The sequence below is a fragment of the Pirellulales bacterium genome (assembly GCA_036490175.1).
Taxonomy (GTDB): domain Bacteria; phylum Planctomycetota; class Planctomycetia; order Pirellulales; family JACPPG01; genus JACPPG01.
Map to the genome: position 1 here is coordinate 33128 of DASXEJ010000296.1, position 18142 is coordinate 51269.

The 18142-nt window shown below is 58.3% G+C and carries 7 protein-coding genes; all 7 read right to left on the minus strand.

Annotated features, from left to right (window positions below; genetic code table 11):
* Positions 1–127: 127 nt before the first annotated feature.
* Entirely contained in the window at positions 128–5257 is a 5130-nt protein-coding gene (locus tag VGG64_22420; GenBank protein HEY1602374.1) for a hypothetical protein, read from the minus strand.
* A gap of 560 nt (positions 5258–5817) precedes the next feature.
* Entirely contained in the window at positions 5818–7587 is a 1770-nt protein-coding gene (locus VGG64_22425; protein HEY1602375.1) for a TolC family protein, read from the minus strand.
* Positions 7588–7921: 334 nt separating this feature from the next.
* Positions 7922–8365 (minus strand): helix-turn-helix domain-containing protein, encoded by a 444-nt coding sequence (locus tag VGG64_22430; protein ID HEY1602376.1) that lies wholly within the window; start codon positions 8363–8365, stop codon positions 7922–7924.
* A gap of 649 nt (positions 8366–9014) precedes the next feature.
* Positions 9015–12173, minus strand: a complete 3159-nt coding sequence (locus tag VGG64_22435; GenBank protein ID HEY1602377.1) for an efflux RND transporter permease subunit — start codon at positions 12171–12173, stop codon at positions 9015–9017.
* Between the two features lie 51 nt (positions 12174–12224).
* Entirely contained in the window at positions 12225–13481 is a 1257-nt protein-coding gene (locus VGG64_22440; protein ID HEY1602378.1) for an efflux RND transporter periplasmic adaptor subunit, read from the minus strand.
* Positions 13482–14318: 837 nt separating this feature from the next.
* Positions 14319–14735, minus strand: a complete 417-nt coding sequence (locus VGG64_22445; protein ID HEY1602379.1) for a winged helix-turn-helix transcriptional regulator — start codon at positions 14733–14735, stop codon at positions 14319–14321.
* A 265-nt stretch (positions 14736–15000) separates the two neighbouring features.
* The coding region (locus tag VGG64_22450) for a hypothetical protein (protein ID HEY1602380.1) at positions 15001–18142 on the minus strand (3142 nt) is incomplete at its 5' end.

Consider the following 18142-nt stretch of genomic DNA (forward strand, 5'->3'; position numbering starts at 1 on the left):
CCGCCACGGCAGTGATGACAAGAGGGCTTGCCTCGTGCCAAAGGGGCTCGTCAACATCGCCCTGCCGTTCCCTTATTGCCAACACAATTCAGGGTCACGAGCCGCAACCTTACGATCCGCCCCAGCACTACGACGCAGGGACCGAGAAGACCGACGTATTGTTGTTCGGATCGGTCGCGGTCGCCGTAAAGAAGGAATCGCCAACCGGCACCAGGGCGCTCGAGAAATCGAACGAACCGACTCCCGATCCGTTGGTGGTTACCAGTTGCGAACCGAGGTATGTCGTGCCCGATTCGGCATCCGTACTGTTGGCGAAGAATTCGACGGTAAATGTCGTGCTCGGCTTGCTGGTGAGCGTCCCTTGCAGTTGCACGTTGGGAGACTGCACGCTGACCGAAGTAATTACCGGCGCGGCCTGATTGGCGTTGGCGCCTGCGCCCAGCCCGATGCCGATCGAGCCGTTGCCGTAGATCGAATTCTCGCGTATGCCATTGCCGGTGCCCGAGGCGACATACACGCCGTTGAGCGTGTTATTGGCAATCGTGTTCGCGTTGCCCGAGGCGCTGCCGATCGTGTTGTTGAAGCTGTTGTACAGGTAGATGCCACTGTCGCCATTGCCCAAGCCAGTCAGGGCCGCGGCCGTCGTCCCGATAAACGTGTTGACGATCGTGTTATCGTGCGTGTTCAACAGGCTAACGCCGTTACCGGTGTTGGCAGCCACGGTGAGTCGTAGCGTCGGATCGACCGACCCAACCGTAACGCCGTAGGCGCTTTGATCCACGAGGATGCCCGACTGCCCGTTGCCAAAGGCATGTTCGCCCGAGAGGTCGGTGCCGATTACGCCCGAGTTGACCGTGATATTGTGGGCGTTGCCAACGATAGCCACGCCGTTGGCGCCATTGGCCGAGATCGTGTTGTGCGGAATGACATTGAACGTGGGCTGCGGCCCGCCGATGACGATGTTTGTGGCGTTCCCACCCACTTCCACGCCGTTGGCGGCGTTGCCCATGGGCGTGATGCCGTACGTGTCCATACCGACAATGTTGCCCACCACGCGAACGTCGGTGGCATTGCCTGTAATCTCAATGCCGTCGTGCAGGTTGTTGCTGACGACGTTTGTGCGGATCAGGTTGTTGCCGCCGCTGGACGTTATGAGCATGCCATCCTGGCCGTTGCCAAACCGACGATCTGTGCTAAAGGCGGCCAATCCGTCGAAGGTGTTGTAGCTGGTGAAGAAGCTGGCCGTATCTGTCAGATAGATGCCGTTCTCGCCATTGGCGGCGTCGACGTTGCCCAGCGGAATCGGGCCGCCCATCGTAGTGTGGCTCGAGTTACCCTCGACCTCGACGCCGTTGCGGTGATTTGCTACGGCCGTCTGATTGTCGGCCCCCATGCCGAAGAAGTTGGCCTGGATCGTGGTGTTGGACGAATTGTCCACCCGCAGACCGTTGCCGTTGTTGCCGCTAATGACGTTGTAAAAGACGAACGGGCTGTTCGAGAAGCCGCAACCAATGAGCGAATTGTTATCGGCATCCACAATGGCCACTCCATCGGCACCATTGCCCAGAGCGGCATCGCCCGAGGCCGTCGTGCCGATGAAGTTTCCGCTCAGCTGCGTATGATTCGCTTGCCCGGTAAGGGCCACGCCGTTGACGTGATTACCCGAGATCAGATTACCCATGGCCGGCCGGACGAAAGTCGCGTTCGTCGGATCATTGCCGGACGTATCTTCGCCGCCAATTAAGTTTCCGGCCGACAACGCAGTTACCAGGATGCCATTCTGGCCATTGCCGATCGTCTGAGTGCCTGTGAAATCGGTGCCGATGAAGTTCATGCCAATGCGATTATCGTTGGCGCTGATCAGATCGACTCCCTCGAAGCCATTGCCGCCGATGACATTCGACAATTGGAGCGACGTATTGACCGTGGCCTGATAGGCGAACGTACTCTGGCCGATAACGACGCCCACCACCTGGTTGCCGTACACGCTATCGGCGCTTGTCAGCCCGTCGCTACTGGTCGCGCCCGTGGGTAGAGCGCCGTCATAGGCAAGCGGGGTCCAAGTGGCCGGGCCGAACGAGCCATCGGAATTGCGCGTGACGGTGACCCAGTAACCTTGCGTCGGGCCGTTGCTGCCGCTTTGCAGCGTATCGGCCGCCAGCGTGTAGACGCCCGGCACAGCGCTGCTGATACCTTGGAAATGGCTGAGGAAGTTCGCGCCCTCGGGCGCGGTAAACGATGCCCAGTTGGTGAACACGCCGCTCGACGAATCGAAGTCGACCATGAAGGCCGTGCCAATCGGCGCATCTTGGTTGGCGAAGTTGTTGACCGGCGAGTTGCTATAACCGCCTACGATCGTGTAGCTGGTGCCGCCGTTGTACCAGATGCCGTATACCGAATTGCTCATCGATCCCGGAAACACGACGTCGGTGAGAAACTGATGAGTCTGGAGGTTGTAAATCGTGGCATGCCCCGGACCGTACGGCAAACTGTAGGCGCCGTGATCGTAGGGATTGTCGTAGTTACCGACGACCAACCCGCCCATCGTGCTGTGCATATAGTTGTACACAGCGCCAGGATAGTCGATCGTTTGCCAGGCACTCGGGTTGGTGACGTCGGACAACGTGCCGCCGAAGGCGAAGCCATTGACTTGCACCGCGGCCGTGGCGTAGTCGGAGTTTTTGTAAGTACCAACGGTGCGCACCAGATTGTTGCCCAGGTTGTCGGGGCCGTAGACGTTGGTGTTGAGTGTGGCGGTCGGATAGTTCATCACGTAAGCGGTGCCGGTGCCGTCGATAGTGCCGACGAACAACATGCCGTCGTCCTCGCTCGAGCCAGTGATGTAGTACTGGCCCGTCGTGTCCGTGGCGCGGATGCCGGTCTCGCCGCTGACGGATTGCGTAGTGCCACCATCGTTGATGACGATGCTGTCGGTGTTGTAGTAGGTTTCACCTGTCACGGGGTCGATCTGGCCGATGAAGTTTCCGTTGGCCGTATCGACCCGAACGCCATCGACCGCGTTACCTAGCGCCGCATTGCACGAGGCGGCCAGGCCGATCAGGTTGCCGCTGACCGAGTTGCCCGTGGCGCCTGCGCTGAGCAGTACACCGCTGCCATGATTGCCCGAGATCACGTTTTCTTGCGGTGCCAGGCTGAGCGTGCCATTCGTGTTTTTGCCGCCAATGACGTTGCCGGCCGATAGCGCCGTCACCAGCACTCCGTTCAGAGTGTTGCCCCGGCTGAGCGTGCCGGTAATATCGGTGCCGATGAAATTCATCGCGGCCACGTTGTCGTTGGCTCCGTCGAGCTCGATACCGTTGGCGCCATTGGCGCTGATGATGTTCGAGAGCGCAAACGCGCTGTCCACCGTGGCTTGATAAGGGAAGCTGCTGGAGCCGGCAACGACGCCCACAACCTGATTGCCAAACACCGAATTATTGCTGGTCATGCCGGTGCCTGAGCTCGCGCCGCTGGGCGTTGGCCCCGCATAATTGAGCGTTACCCATTGGGCCGGACCGAAGGATCCATCGGCATTACGAACTATGGTCACCAGCGACCCCTGCACCGGATCGTTGCTTCCCTCCAGCACCGAGCCGGCGGCCAACGTATACACGCCCGGCTGCACGCTGCTGATTCCTTGGAAGTGCGTGGCGAGATTCGTTCCGCTGGGATCCTGCACCGAGGTCCAGTGCGAGAATTGATTGGTCGCCGAATCGTAGTCGACGATATAAGCGGTGCCGATCGGCCGGTCTTGATCAGCGAAGTTATTGACGGCATCCAGGCTGTAACCGCCCGCCAGCGTGTAACTGGTGCCGCCGTTGTACCAGATGCCGTAAACGGTGTTACTGACCGCGCCGGGATATGCGACATCAGTCACGTACTGATGAGTGATGACGTTGTAGATCTCGGCATGTCCTGGACCGTATTGCAGATTAAGGGTGTTGTGCGCCGCCGGATTGTCGTAGTTGCCGACCGCCAGCCCACCCATCGTGCTGTGGATGAAGTTGTACACGGCACCCGGGTAGTCAATCGTTTGCCAGGCCGTCGACTGGCTGCCATCGGTGAGAGTCCCGCCGTAGGCAAAGCCATTCACCTGGACCGGCGCCGTGGCGTAGTCAGGGTTCTTGTAGGTCCCCACCAGGCGCACCAGGCCGTTGCTAAGGTTATCGGGCCCATAAATGCTCGTATTGAGCGCGCCCGGATAATTGAACAAATAGCTCGTGCCTGTTCCGTTTATTCCGCCGATGAAGAGTAGTCCGTCGTCCTCGGACGAGCCGCTTATCATGTACTGGCCGGGCTCATCCGCGCCACGGATGCCTTCCCACGAAGTAACGGGCTGCGTGGTACCGCCATTATTGATAACGACATTGTCGGTGTTGTAGTACGTGATCTGCCCACTCACGGCGAGCTGGCCAATGAGGTTGCCGTTGCTGGATGCAACCTTGATACCGTCCGCCGAGTTGCCGAGCGCCGTGGTACCGTTGACGGCCAGGCCGATGATGTTGTTGGCGACTGCATTTTTGGCCGCGTTGGCATCAATGAGAATGCCATTGCCGGTGTTGCCCGAGATCACATTTGCGGCCCCGCTCGCGCCGATCGTCGTGGTGCTGGCGCCGCCGGTGACGTGAATTCCACCGCTGGCGTTGCCGCGCGGTTGCGTGCCCGAGATATCGGTGCCGATATAGTTGCCCAGAATCTGATTATCGGTCGTGGCCGACGCGCCCGAGATCGTCACGCCGGCGCCGTAGTTTCCCGAGATGATATTGCGCGCGTGCGCGGTATCGCCACCAATCGTGTTGCCGGCCGAGCCATCGATTTCGATGCCACTTCCCTTGTTGCTGGCAAAATGATTGCCATCGAGCGCCAGGCCAATGATGTTGCCGGTGATCGCATTGCTCGACGCGCCCGAGATCGTGATCGCCGAGTTGGAAGCATTCTGCAAATCGAGCGCTTGGATCTGACTTCCCACGGCGCTGGCAGTCAGGTGCAGCCCGCCGAAATTGTTGAAATTGATCGCCAGCGTCGGCGACGCTAAGTAACCCGTCGCCGTGGTGCCGTTGATGTTCAGTGTGTCGGTGATGTCGGGCAGCGCACCGCTAGTGAGCTTGATCGTGCCGGCGATGCTGAAATTGATCGTGTCCGCGCCTGCATTGGCATTGGCGTCGAGAATGGCCTGTCGCAATGAACCGGCCCCACTGTCGTTCAGGTTCACGACGCTGTAGGCATCGAGAACAATCCGTTCTTCGAGGCACTCCACCCTCAACGACCGCTTGGCGATGGCTCTCTTTGTCTTCCGAGGCTTGGGGCATTGGCTGCGAAAGAAGGGCATAGATGGATTCAAAATGCAGGGGTTGACGGTTCAGCAAAACGGCCTGACCACGATCCGCCAACGGATCGCGATCGAGACTCGCCCGAGAGTGGATGGCCCGACGCAGACCTGAAATCGCGGGAGCAGATTGCCCAGCCCGCGTTAAGATTTGCCGGATACGCTGGCTATTCCGGCTATTTACATCGGCAAGTAGGCACCGAAACTTAATGCCTTCGGGGGGAACCAGGCCAAAGGTTCCTTGCCACATCCCATCAAAAGCGCCCCGCCAGCCATCCTTTGCCCGTGCGACCTTAAGTGCACAAGCCGGGTGGCAATCTTTGTGTCTCGCGTAACAGGGCGCGGTTCGCCGGAAACTATTGCCAGGCGGACAACGTTGCCGTTGACCACCTTCGGCCTTCGATAGCGCCCCTTTTTTCTACTGCCACCGCCTTGGCCGTGCATCCGCGAGTCTGCGGCAGTCGGCTGTCGACCAACACGCACGCAACACGTCACGACACCCAAGGTTTACGAAAAAATGGTTTCTTCTGCACGGCCGACGGCGCAGCTTTCTGGGGCGCTCCTCCCTGCGGCACCGCCCCCTGGGCTCCGGGTGCGGGCATGGGTGCGGGTGCGGGCATGGGCACGGGCGCGGGTGCCGGTATCGGGATCGCGGGGGGCATCGCAGGCCCCGGCGCAGGTCCGGGCGGCACCGGTCCCTGGATCACCGGCTGTGGCGCGGGAATGTTTTCGGCAGCCGCACCGGGCGGCATTTGATCGACCATACCCGGCGGCGGCAACTGGATCGGCCCGCCCACGTAGCGCCAACCGCCGCCCAGGGCTTGATAAGCGCTGACGATGCCAGCCAGCTGCTCCTGCTTGGTTTCGATCAAGACAATTCGCGCTTCATTGCGATCACGCAGGGCCGTCAACACATCGAGGTATTCAATACGGGCATTCTGGAAGAGTTTGTTCGCGATGCTGACGGCTTCTTCGAGGGATGCTAACTGTTGCTTTTTCAGGTCGGTGCTTTGCGTATAGTTCTGCACCTTGGACACGCGGTTGATCACCTCGGTAAACGCATTGAGGATGACGCGCTGATACTCGTAAAGAGCCTCCAGTTGCTTGGCGTTCGCGTTCATGTAGTCAGCCTGGATCGCTCTTCTGTTAATCACCGGCGCGACCAATCCACCTGCGACGCCGTAAATCAATGATTCCGGAGTGAAGAAAATATATTTTGGTTGGAAGGCCTCGTAGCCAACACCTGACGTGATGATCAACTTGGGAAAGAAATTAGCGCGAGTCACGCGGATGTCGAGCCCGGCAGCCTGCAACTCTCGCTCGGCTGCGCGGATGTCGGGCCGATTCAGCAGTAGCTGCGAAGGGACACCCAAGCGCAACGCTTGCAGTTGCAGATCAAGAAATCGTGCGGAAACGCGATCGACAGGCTGCGGGTAACGACCGCAAAGGAAGTTGATTCTGTTCTCAGTCTCGATGATTTCCTGCCTGACAATCAGCTTTTGGCTCTGATTTTTACGAACCTCGGCCAGGAACCGTTGGACGCCCAGCTCGGTGCCGCGGGCCCCTTCTTTTTGGGCCTTGGCGAGTATGAGGCTTTGCTCCATCAGCGCGATCGTTCCATCCAACGTTTCCAACTGCTTGTCGAGCGACATCAGCTGGTAATAGTTTTCTGCAATCTCTGCCACCAGACGGGTCACGATGTAGTTTCGACCATCGATGGTGCCGAGATAGCGCAGCCCGGCCGCGTCTCTGGCATTGCGCAGCTGTCTCCAGATGTCGATCTGCCACGAAATATTGGCGGCCAGCATGAAATCCGGCAGCGGATTCGGAAAGGGCCCGCCGTTGGGAGTCACGATTTGGTTCAGGTCCGCCCCCAGAGGAGTGTAGGTGCTGAGCTTATCGTACGACGCGTTAGCCCCCAGCGAGACGAATGGCAGGTACGCTCCTCGCCGTCTCAAGATCTCGTTGTTGGCGATCGCGATGTCCTGCGCCAGGATTCGCAGTTCCTGATTGCTGAACAAAGCCTGGTCGATCAAAGCCGACAAACGCGGATCATCGAAAAACTGCGACGGCCCCAGCTGCGACGAGTTCTCGGGGTCGGTCGAGCCGTCGAATGTCGGCGGCGGAGTGGGCGCCGGGTCAGGGCCTCGGAGCTTGGGAATTCCGCAGCCCGACATGCCGAGCAATATGCTGCAAACGAACGCTGTGGCGACAGCGTTCGTCAGATGCTTCGTATTCGAAGATCTCACAAAGGTCTTCATCCTTGTCGTCCTTGATGAGCTTGCGCTTATCGGTAATCCGCTCAGGTTGCCCGACCTGAGCCCACGCGGGATCGGAAGACATGCTTTGCGGGGGTTCCCAAAAAGCTGGGTGCAAAGCCAAGCCAGTTCCGTCGCATGAAGCCATCGTTCCCGCCAGTGGCGTTCACACACGAGCGTCCTGCTCGTGCTACAGTGCGATGACCAGGAATCTCATCGTCGGCAGAAGTCGGATGGCGGTGATGAATTGCGCAGAGTCGTTACAAGCTAACACCCGCGCCGCTAGCAATTCGCGCCACTGCTACTGCTAGCATTCGCGATTCAAGCAGATGGGATGTTAAGGCGCGGATTGAGATGTCCGCTGGCGCGCCGTCAGCCCGTGGGTTTTCCACACGCGCTGCACCATGGCGGGAGATGTCCCCAAAGCCGCTGCTAGCGAACGTGTGCTCCAGTAAGAGCGGCGGGGAGGCGACTCATGAAGAGTCTTGTGAATGATCTGCTGCGCGAGTGCCTCGGACTTTTTGCTGCGTTGGCCACCGCGCGGCGCATCTTTCTCGATGCCGGCAATGCCGCGCTGCGCAAACCGGCCGCGCCACAGGCTTACCGTTTTGCTAGCACAGCGAAGCTCGCGAGCGATTTCCTTGTTGAGAAATCCCGAGGCGGCCAACAGCGCGATGCGGGACCGCAACACCAATCGCGCGGGCGTGGTGCGTCCGCGTGCCCAACGTTCCAGCTGCAGGCGGTCGCTGTCTGATAGCTTGATAGCAGGTGCGGCTCTCATCACAAATGCGCGTCGCGAGAGTGTGAATCCGGAGTGCTTTTCGACTACTTGTTCTTGAATCACACGACGCGGAGCTTAGCCGCTCGGACAGCTAGACGATTTCTGCCCAACTACGGATCGTCGCGAAGGTTTTCTTGCTACGCTGCGCATGGTATCGACTACGGCGAGTTTGACGGGATTGATCCCGCCTGCACCGGAACGTTTCCGGGGCGGCGACGATCGAGCGCTGTCGCTGTCGTTCATAGCAGTAGGTGTCGGGCAGACGATGCGGCTGTTGCCGAAATTGGATCTCTGTCGTTGGCAATGATGTTTACCATGTCAACGCATTCAGATCGGTTTTCAAGCGATGTCGACCGGTCCGTAGTCGAATGTGTCTGGCGGCAGCGATTCCTATTAAAGCCCTGTCGCTTTTTCGCAATATGACTTTCTCTTCATGCAAACAGCGCATGGCAACGCAACGAACGGTCGCACGGCTTGATGAAGGCACGACACAGACGAAATGCGCGTCTCGCCGAAAATGCGATGGCGTCGTCGGTTGGCGCGTTGCGGATCAGCAGCTGAAATTGCAAACGCCTTCGGGCCGCCCACAGTGCATATGCCAGGGCTGTGATCGCGGCGATACGGACCCGTCGCTTCCTGGCGCAGGCTCTTAGTGTTCGAGGACTTCACTAAGAGGTTCATCCGTCTCGTCCTCAAGGAGTTTGCCATCGCCAGAGAGCTTGGCGAACAAATAGTAAAGTCCAGGAATGACCAAGACCCCGATGATGGTTCCCAACAACATCCCGCCGACCGCGGTGGTGCCAATCGTGCGGTTGCCGATGGCACCCGGACCCGAGGCACGGACCAACGGAATCAAACCGGCGATGAAGGCGAAGGAGGTCATTAGAATCGGCCGGAAGCGCAGCTTTCCGCCTTCGATGGCTGCGTCCTTGAAGCTCACACCCTCATGGTGCCGTTGCACCGCGAATTCGACGATCAGAATCGCGTTCTTGCCTAGCAAACCGACGAGCATGACCAAACCAATCTGGGCGTAGACGTCGTTGGCCAACCCCATGGCTTGCAAGAACAGAAAGGATCCGAAGATCCCGACCGGCAGCGACATGATCACCGCCAGCGGCAGGATGAAACTCTCGTACTGACCGACCAGCACCAGGTAGACGAATATGACGACGATCAAGAAAATATAGACCGCCAGGTTTCCTTTGCCCGCTTCGTCATAAGCAAGAGCTTCCCAGCCGAGGTCGTAGCCGCGCGACAGCGTCTCGTGCGCGACTTCCTTGATCGCGTTGATGGCCTGACCGCTGCTGTACCCAGCCGCCGGTGAAAGCTGAATGGGGGCAGACGGATACAGGTTATAGCGGTTGATCTCGTTCAATCCTTGCTTCTTCTCAAGCGTCATGAACGCAGAGTAGGGAACCATTTCCCCGGTATCATTCTTGACGAACAGGTTCTCGAAATCCTCTGGATACCGCCGGAACTGCGGCAAGGCCTGCACAAAGACCTTGTAGAATTGGTTGAAGCGGATGAAGCCCTGCTCCCAGGTGCTGCCAATGACGATGGACAGGTTATCCATCGCATCCTTGATGGACACGCCCTTCTGCATGGCCACGTCGTTATTGATGATCAGCTCATACTGCGGATAGTTGCTGGCAAAGAAGGTGAAGATACTTTTCACCTCCTTGCGTTTCGACAAGGCAGCCAGGAATTTCTCGGTCTCTTCGCCGAGGCGCACGTAATTCATCGTGTTCGTCTTGTCCAAGACGCGCAACGACAGCCCGCCGGCCGCACCGAAGCCTGGCACCGCGGGGGGCTCGAAGAACTCGAGCTTCACATTCGTCATCGCGCGGCCTTCGCGCTCGAGCTCTTGGATGATCTGCTTCGAGGTCATCTTGCGCTTCGACCAGCTCTTCAAATTGATGAGACAGGTTCCTGCGTTCGAGCCGCGGCCTTCGGTCAAAACCTCGTACCCGGCCAAGGCCGAGACCGAGTTAACGCCGTCGATCTTTTTGGCGATCTCTTGCAGCTCTTGGCTCTTGGAGTTGGTGTACTCCAGCGTCGACCCGGGCGGCGTCTGCAGAATTCCGTAGATCATGCCCTGGTCTTCCAGCGGAATGAAGCCGGACGGAAGCACCGTGTTCACGGCGAAAATTCCGGCGCCAAAGCCCGCGATTACCAACATGGTCAGCGAGCGTCGCGTGACGATCGGGCCCAAGAACGCGGCATAACCGCCGGTGACCTTCTCGACCCCGCGGTCAAAAAGGTGCAACAGCCTGGCCAACGGCCCGCGCTTTTTCACGCCCGTGTGAGGCTTGAGAATCATGGCACAGAGGACCGGCGTGAGCGTCAGAGCCACCACACCGGAAAGAACGATGGACGTGGCCATCGTAATACCGAACTGCCGGTAGAAGGTACCCACCGGCCCGGTCATGAAGGTCACCGGAACGAACACGGCCGTCATCACCAGGGTAATGGCGATGATCGCACCGCTGATCTCGCTAATAACCTCTTTGGTCGCCAGATAGGGCGAGAGGTGCTTCTCGTGCATTTTGGCATGCACGGCTTCGACAACGACAATCGCATCGTCCACCACCACACCGATCGCCAGTACCAGCGCGAACAGGGTGATCAGATTGATCGATAGGCCGAGAATCTGCAGGAAAAAGAACGTCCCAATCAACGATACCGGAACTGCCAGAGTCGGAATCAGCGTGGAACGCCAGTCCCCGAGGAACAGGAAGACCACCAGAGAGACCAATACGAAGGCCTCGCCCAAGGTATGCAGCACCTGTTCTATCGAGGCTTCCAGGAAGGTAGAAACGTCGTAGCTGACCTCAAAGGTCATGCCAGGCGGAAACTGCTTGTCTTTGATCTCCTCGAGCTTCTCCTTGACTTCCTCGATGACCGAGGCGGCGTTGGTGCCGGGGATTTGCTTGAGAACGATGGCCGCCGAGGGATATCCGTCGATGTTCGAATAAATATTGTAGTACGAAGGGCCCAACTCGACTTCGGCAACGTCCTTGAGCCGCAAGATCTCGGCGTCGGGATTCGCCCTCAGAACGATGTTCTCGTACTGCTCTGGCTTGTTGTAACGTCCCACCCAGGTCAGCACGTACTCGATGGTTTGCGACGTTCTGCCCGTCGCCTGACCGAGCCGGCCAGGCGAACCGAGCATACTCTGTTCACTAATCGCCTTCATGATCTCGTCAGCCGAGATACTGTAGGCTCGCATTCGGTCGAGATTCAGCCACACCCGCATGGCCAGCGCGCGACTGCCGAGGATATTCGCGCTGCCGATACCGCGCACCCGCTTGATCTCGGGCACGACGTTGACGAAGGCGTAGTTGTAAAGGAAATCCTGATTGTGGGACGGATCCGTGCTGTAGATGTTCACGTACATCAGCATGCTCGTCATCGACTGGAGCACGATGATGCCCTCCAACTCCACGATCGGAGGGAGTCTTTGCTTGACGGTTTGAATGCGGTTTTGCACATTCAAGACCGCCACGTTCGGATCCGAGCCAGGCTCGAAGATAATCAGGATCGTGGCCTCGCCGGCGCTGGTGCCGGCCGAGACCATGTACCGCATGTTCTGCACCCCGTTGATGGCCTGCTCCAAGATGACCAGCACCGAGTCAACCAAAACTTGGGCACTGGCGCCGGGATAAGCAAGCGTGACGACCACGCTGGGGGGCGCGACGTTCGGAAACTGCGAGATGGGCAGGGTTTTGATCGACAACCCGCCCAGGAACAAGATGATGATCGATATGACGATCGCGAGTGCCGGTCTATGGAGAATTTTCGAGAACATTGCGCTCAGACACTCTAGTTGGCATTCGCATTCCGAGACCGGAGATGCTGACTATTCCGCGTGGTACTTTAGCTGGCCAGCGACTTGCTCGGACTTACGCTCTTCGTATTCCACCGTGTCGCCGTCGCGGACCTGCCTGACCCCCTCAAGGACGATCTTGTCCTCCACGCCAATCCCCTCTTTGATGACAAACTGGTCTTCCAATTCATTCTGAATGACGATCTCGCGCTGATGGGCCACATTGTCCTTGTCGACAACGTAAACGTACCGCTTCTGGAGAACCTCGAATGTCGCCCGTTGCGGAATGACGATGGCGTCATTCTGCACGCGGCTGATCAAAATGGTCCCGGTCTGTCCGTGACGCAGCAGCCGGTCCGGGTTCGAAAAGTCAGCACGAAAAGGAATGTTGCCGGTCTGGTTGTTGAAGTCGGCCTCGATCGCATTGATCTTGCCGGGTTGGTTGAATATTTCGCCGTTCGCCAGGCGGAGTTCGATTTTTAGATTGTCTTTCTGCTGAGACAGCATGTACTCCAGGTAGCGAGCCTCGGGAACGTTGAAATAAACCCACATCAGGCCGTTGTCGGACAGCGTCGTGAGAATTTCCCCTTCCTGGACCAGGCTGCCTTGCTGCTGGCGCAGACGATCGACGATGCCGTCAAATGGCGCGATGACGGTCGCAAAATCCAATTCGGCCTTAGCCAAAGCTGCCTTGGCCTGGGCTTTCTTAAACTCGGCGTCGCGCAACATCACTTCGTTCGGCGAGACCACATTGTCGTCAGCCAACTTTTGGGTGTAATTCAACTGCAGCTTGGCGAGCGTTGCCTCGGCAGTCTCGGCGTCCCACTTTGATTTATAAAGAATCGGCCTCACCGTGAACAACGGCTCGCCTTCCTTGACGTGCTGCCCTTCCTTGACCGTGATCGCCTCGAGATATCCCATCTCTAGCGCGCGGATATTAATATGGCGCTGGGAGTGGATCTGGCAGACATACTGCTGGACGAGCGTCACGTTCTTGGACTGCGGCGTGGTGGCCGTAATCTTATGAGCCTCGTGGTGCTCCTCCTCAGGGTGCATGTTGCACGCAGGCAGAGAAAGCGAGACCAGCGCCAGGATCATTGTCAGAAGGGGAGAAACTTTCATAGTGCTTTTGGCTCGTTGGTTGGTAACCAGCAGATTTTTTTTGAGTTTCAACTTGGGTCGCCACCGCCCGCACATGCGGCGGATTGTGAAGGTGGCAATCGCTTCGGTAATGTTATCGCGGTTGGGCGTGCGAATAACGATTTGCGATGGATCGCCTGTCTTAACCATGGTGACCGTGTCACTTTCGAACACCAAGAGGCCATCGGCACGCTCTTGGGGTCGTGCGCATGATCAGGGGGGCAATGTACATTTGGGCATCCATGACATCGCCCGGTAGGGCATACAAGAGGAATTCGGCGAGCACTAAGGACTGAATGCTGACGGCCACCTCACATACGAAACTCCTGGCCTGACTAAAAACCATCAACCCTGGCTTAACGACAAACACGAGAGCCGATCGCATCAGTCGGCACGCGCGACTTAAACCCCACATACGGTAGCTCGATTTCCGGCAACGTCCCGATTGGGGTGAGACGATCAATTATTACAAATAAGCGAACTAATTGTCACGAATCGAATTCCGCGATATCCCTGTCATGAATACAATATCGTACTCTTCTCTTATACGACGAGCAAGAGATGCACGCCCAACATTGCCGAGAAGTAATGCCACGACAGACGGCGCCCAGCCCCCCGAAATTGGCACCAGTCCAAGGGTTAGGATCTCATGTGGGTTGATCGTTGGCAAAGGCACTTCTCGACAGCGATCCGCATTTGTCTGCCAGTGCTTAACGCGGATGCTCAACGAACTTTGCCGATCAACCGTCATGGGGAATGCGTTTTCGACAATATGCATGCGTGCCAGGCACGTTAGCGCCCAAGTTGGTCGACCAGCGTGCAAGGCAGCATCGAAAGTACGGGCCTTATCAATTGGTGTCAATCGTCCTTCGATGACAACTTTGCAAGGCTGACCGGCCATGCCAGTTCGCACGAGCACGCCGGTTCGCACGAGATTGCGCATGCCACCGAACGTAGCGAGAGGCGCCACTCCCCTATAGGCGCTGCCTACCTATAAGAACCGTTGATCAGCGTCAACAACTCTCCGACTGTGCGACGCGCTGTAACCACGTGTCGTAGTGGTTGATCGGTGAGGATTCGGTAGTGGTTCTGGCGGCCCACCTTTTCCCGTTCGATGACTCCGCCGGATTCCAGATCGGCGATGATCCGCTGCACGGCCCGCTCGGTGATTCCGACATGCAGGGCCACCTCACGCAGCACGAGCGAGGGATTGCGCGACAAAAGCACCAGCACGTGCGAATGATTGGTCAGAAACGTCCAATGGCCGCCCCCCCCCTCCGACGGCGATGAAGCTGGCGGCGTGTCGACTGCAGAAAGCCGCTTGGAGGGCGCGGCCGCCACCGCCAGGTCGGCACGAGAACGCTTCCGGGCAGAAACCATAGGCTCGTCACGGACGGTTTTCATAGAGATCGGCCAAATCGCTCAAAATAGGGAAACCTTGCCGGCTGGAGGACCTCCCTAAGTGTATTCAACGAAATGCGAACTGGAAATAGCGAATTTTAATACGCGACGATGTTTTCATATTTTGCTAAGGATTCTGTAAGAAAAGTAGGACCTACAGAAAGCTCTCCCCGCTCTTGGCCGTGTAATTCGTAAATGCATGTCCGCACCGTCGACCGCCAACACGCAGCCAGCGATGGATTAGGGGCAGTTCGGCTCGCTGCGCCCCTTACTTGCCCTCGACGACGGGCGCGGTGAGTTTGACGACCTCGCGCTGCGCCAGTTCGACGGCTACCGGGATCGCCCAAGGGACCATACCCGGGCTGTTCTGCGGCGGCCCCGAGGCAAGTTTTTTGATCAGGGCCTGAAGCGTCGTCAGTTGCTTCGCCAAAGCTTCCTGGTCCCCGCGTGCATGGAGGGCCCGCGCCAGCATCGTCTCGCCCAATAGGCGGCTGACACGGATCTGATCTAACATTTTGGGCGCGGCGAGCTCGGCCACGGCGTGCTGCGGCAACGCCTTGCTAATGGTAGCGATCGCCTCGTCGAGTTGGCCGCAGCGGAACTGCGCTGCCCCCAGCACAATCTTGGGCACTGGATTTCGCGCATCCGCCTCAGCAGCACGCTTGGCGAGCGTCAATACCTCGCTCATGTCAACAGCCGACTTGTCGGGCAAGACAAGCGCGACAGCAACCGTCGAGGCCTGGTCCGGACTGGTCGTCTTCCCAAAGCGGCTGAAAAGCTCCCTGGCAGTCGCTTGATAACCTTCGTCGTCGCCGGCGGCGAGTTGCAAAATGGCCTGATTGTATACAGCGCCCATCATTCCCTTAGTGGCCATGACCGCCAGGCGATTGGTCTGGGCGGCATCGCTCCATCTCCCCAGCATGGCCTGCGCAGCGCTCCACTGCCCCACGAATTGCAAATAGATTGTGCCCAAGGGAAACGCCAGCGAGAAATTCTCGTCGGCCGTGGGCCAGTCTTTTTGTTGGTACGCCTTTTCCGCGCGATCGATGAACTTCGAGAGCGAGGCTTCCAGACCCAATTTCACATTGTGCAGCTCACCATCGTTCATATCGGTCAGCGGGGGCGCGATGCCGATGGCCTTTACGATGCGCATCGCCTCGTCGCGATTCTCGAGATTTAGATTCGCCAACATCCGTATCGCCAGACTCGCGCGATCATTGGCTTTCGCGGCGTTCAGCAGCGCAATTGCCTCGTCACATCTGCTGGTTTTGCAGCAAGCAATTGCCAGCAAGCGGGTGTACTTGAGATTGCCTGGTTCATGGCGGACAAAGGCCCGCGCTATGCGTTGCGCCTCGGCGAGCTTCTGCGGATCTTGCTGCGGCGCGCGCATTTGCGTCCAGGCCGCCGCATAAAGGTCCTCCGGCTCCCGAGCCTTGGTACGCGCATAAGCGACCGCCGCCTGCCGAATTTCCGCATTGAAATCCACGCGACGGTTCACCGCTGCGATCACATCGTCGGCCAGGACTAGCTCTTCGTACAGCCGGTCGACTTCCGCTCGCGCGGCGGTCTCTTCGGGACTACGCGCGAACCCTTGCAATGGGATCAGGCCCAGGCCGACAAACGCATCCGAAATATCGCGCAGGCTGACCCGGTAGCTCTGGCCGTCTCGATCGACAGTGACCAGCCGATCGTCGGCACGTTGGTAACCGAGCGATACGATCGGCCCGTCCTGGGTCTCGATGCTCCAAATCCTTTTGCCATCAGTCAAATGCCAGGCGTCAATCTGATTTCCGGCGGCGAAGCAAATCGTATCGTCGGCAGCACACAACACCGTGGCACCTTCGCTAGCGCGCACAGTGTTCGTCACCGCGAACGACGAAAGGTCAAGTCGGTGCAGATCGCCACCGGATGTGAGCAGATAAGCCACATTGCGCGATGGCGGCATGGCGATCGCCGTGATGGCGTCTGGAGAAACTTCACACTCGGCCGTCAGCGCCGCGGTGGTGGACGAGATTCTCTTCGCTTTTCCATCTCGACACGCCAGCAGAAGATCGCCGCTGCCCATGAACCGGGCCGCGACAGCCTCGACTTTGGCTGCCTGCAAGGCTGTAACCTGCCGGACTTCCGCCCCACCGCGGGCTTCTTTCAAGATCAAGTCCTTGTCGGTCATGATCACCATCTGTTGGCCGGTTGCGGAAACGTCGAAGTCGAGAATCGTCGCTGCGGTGCGAAACAATTCCTCCTCGAAAGCGCCGTCTTGCTGACGCCACTTCAATATCACGCCGTCCGAACTGGAAATGACGCTCGACGGTCGATCGCAAGTGACGATGCGCTTCACCGGTCCGAGATGCGCGCCATGCGAGATCGACTTGACCGTCTTCCCCGTCGCGGTGTCGATCAAGGTCAGCCCACGCGGCGCCCGTAGGAGGAGGCTGTGTGCGCGCGGTCCCCATTTAAAATGACGATCTTGCAAATCTTGCGGCAAGCCTTCGCACGGAACTTCGGAAACCATATCGCCGGTCGCCAGGTCGTAAACGCGCAGATGGATCGCGGTTTCGTGGGCTGCGCGAATCAACAATTGCTGTGCCTGTTCGTCGTAGGCCAGACGATTGCCCGCGTCCCAGTGCGCAATCCGTTTCCCCGTCCGTGCATCCCACAGATCACTCCCCCCCAGCAGCGTCGCGCCGCTCGCAGATAAAATCGACGCGCCGTCGACGTCCTTCGCGCCTTTGGCTATCTCCAGCTGCACCACGCCTGTGCTCTCGGTAACCAGGAATATCGCGCCGGCGCTGGACTTCCGCAACTGAAATCGACCGTCGTCGTAAAGAAGCTTGCTGCTGGCCTCGCCCAATGACTCCTCCTCGCCATCGCTCCACCGATGCAACGTCAAATTACCCTTTACGTCGGCGACGACGAAACGCGACGAGGATCCGTTGAAATGCGATACGCTTGCCTCCCTTTGCTCAAAAGCGCGGATTTTCGTCAGGCCCTGCGCGTCGAGCAATTCCCATTGCTTGTCGTGTAGTCCGCGAACAAGTATGCGTGGCGCTGACTTGCAAACGATGACGTCACGATACTCGGCGCTGCTGATGGTCGCCGTCCTAAGATCGAAAGCTGCCAGGCTACAGACTTCACTAAAAAGTCTACCGTCGATTTTGAGAGTTACGGTGTCGTTGCTGGACCGGGAAAGAACCGCATCGCTTAAGAACGAGTCCCCTCGCCCAGCTGATACCGAGAAGTGCAATCCATTCGCAAAGCGAGTCATCGAAAAAGGGGACAAGCAAACCACGACCACATCGTCGAAAGTAACTGTGGTCGAGGAATTAGCCGGTCGCGGCCCTTGCATGATCAGCGCAAACCTTTCATCCTCGTCGAAATATAGTCCCAAACGCTTAGTCTCGTCGGAATCT

What these genes read in the sequence shown, in the direction of transcription:
- VGG64_22425 (HEY1602375.1), bottom strand. Translation starts at nt 7,587, where the DNA reads ATGAAGACCTTTGTGAGATCTTCGAATACGAAGCATCTGACGAACGCT.
- VGG64_22430 (HEY1602376.1), bottom strand. Translation starts at nt 8,365, where the DNA reads ATGAGAGCCGCACCTGCTATCAAGCTATCAGACAGCGACCGCCTGCAG.
- VGG64_22435 (HEY1602377.1), bottom strand. Translation starts at nt 12,173, where the DNA reads ATGTTCTCGAAAATTCTCCATAGACCGGCACTCGCGATCGTCATATCG.
- VGG64_22440 (HEY1602378.1), bottom strand. Translation starts at nt 13,481, where the DNA reads ATGGTTAAGACAGGCGATCCATCGCAAATCGTTATTCGCACGCCCAAC.
- VGG64_22445 (HEY1602379.1), bottom strand. Translation starts at nt 14,735, where the DNA reads ATGAAAACCGTCCGTGACGAGCCTATGGTTTCTGCCCGGAAGCGTTCT.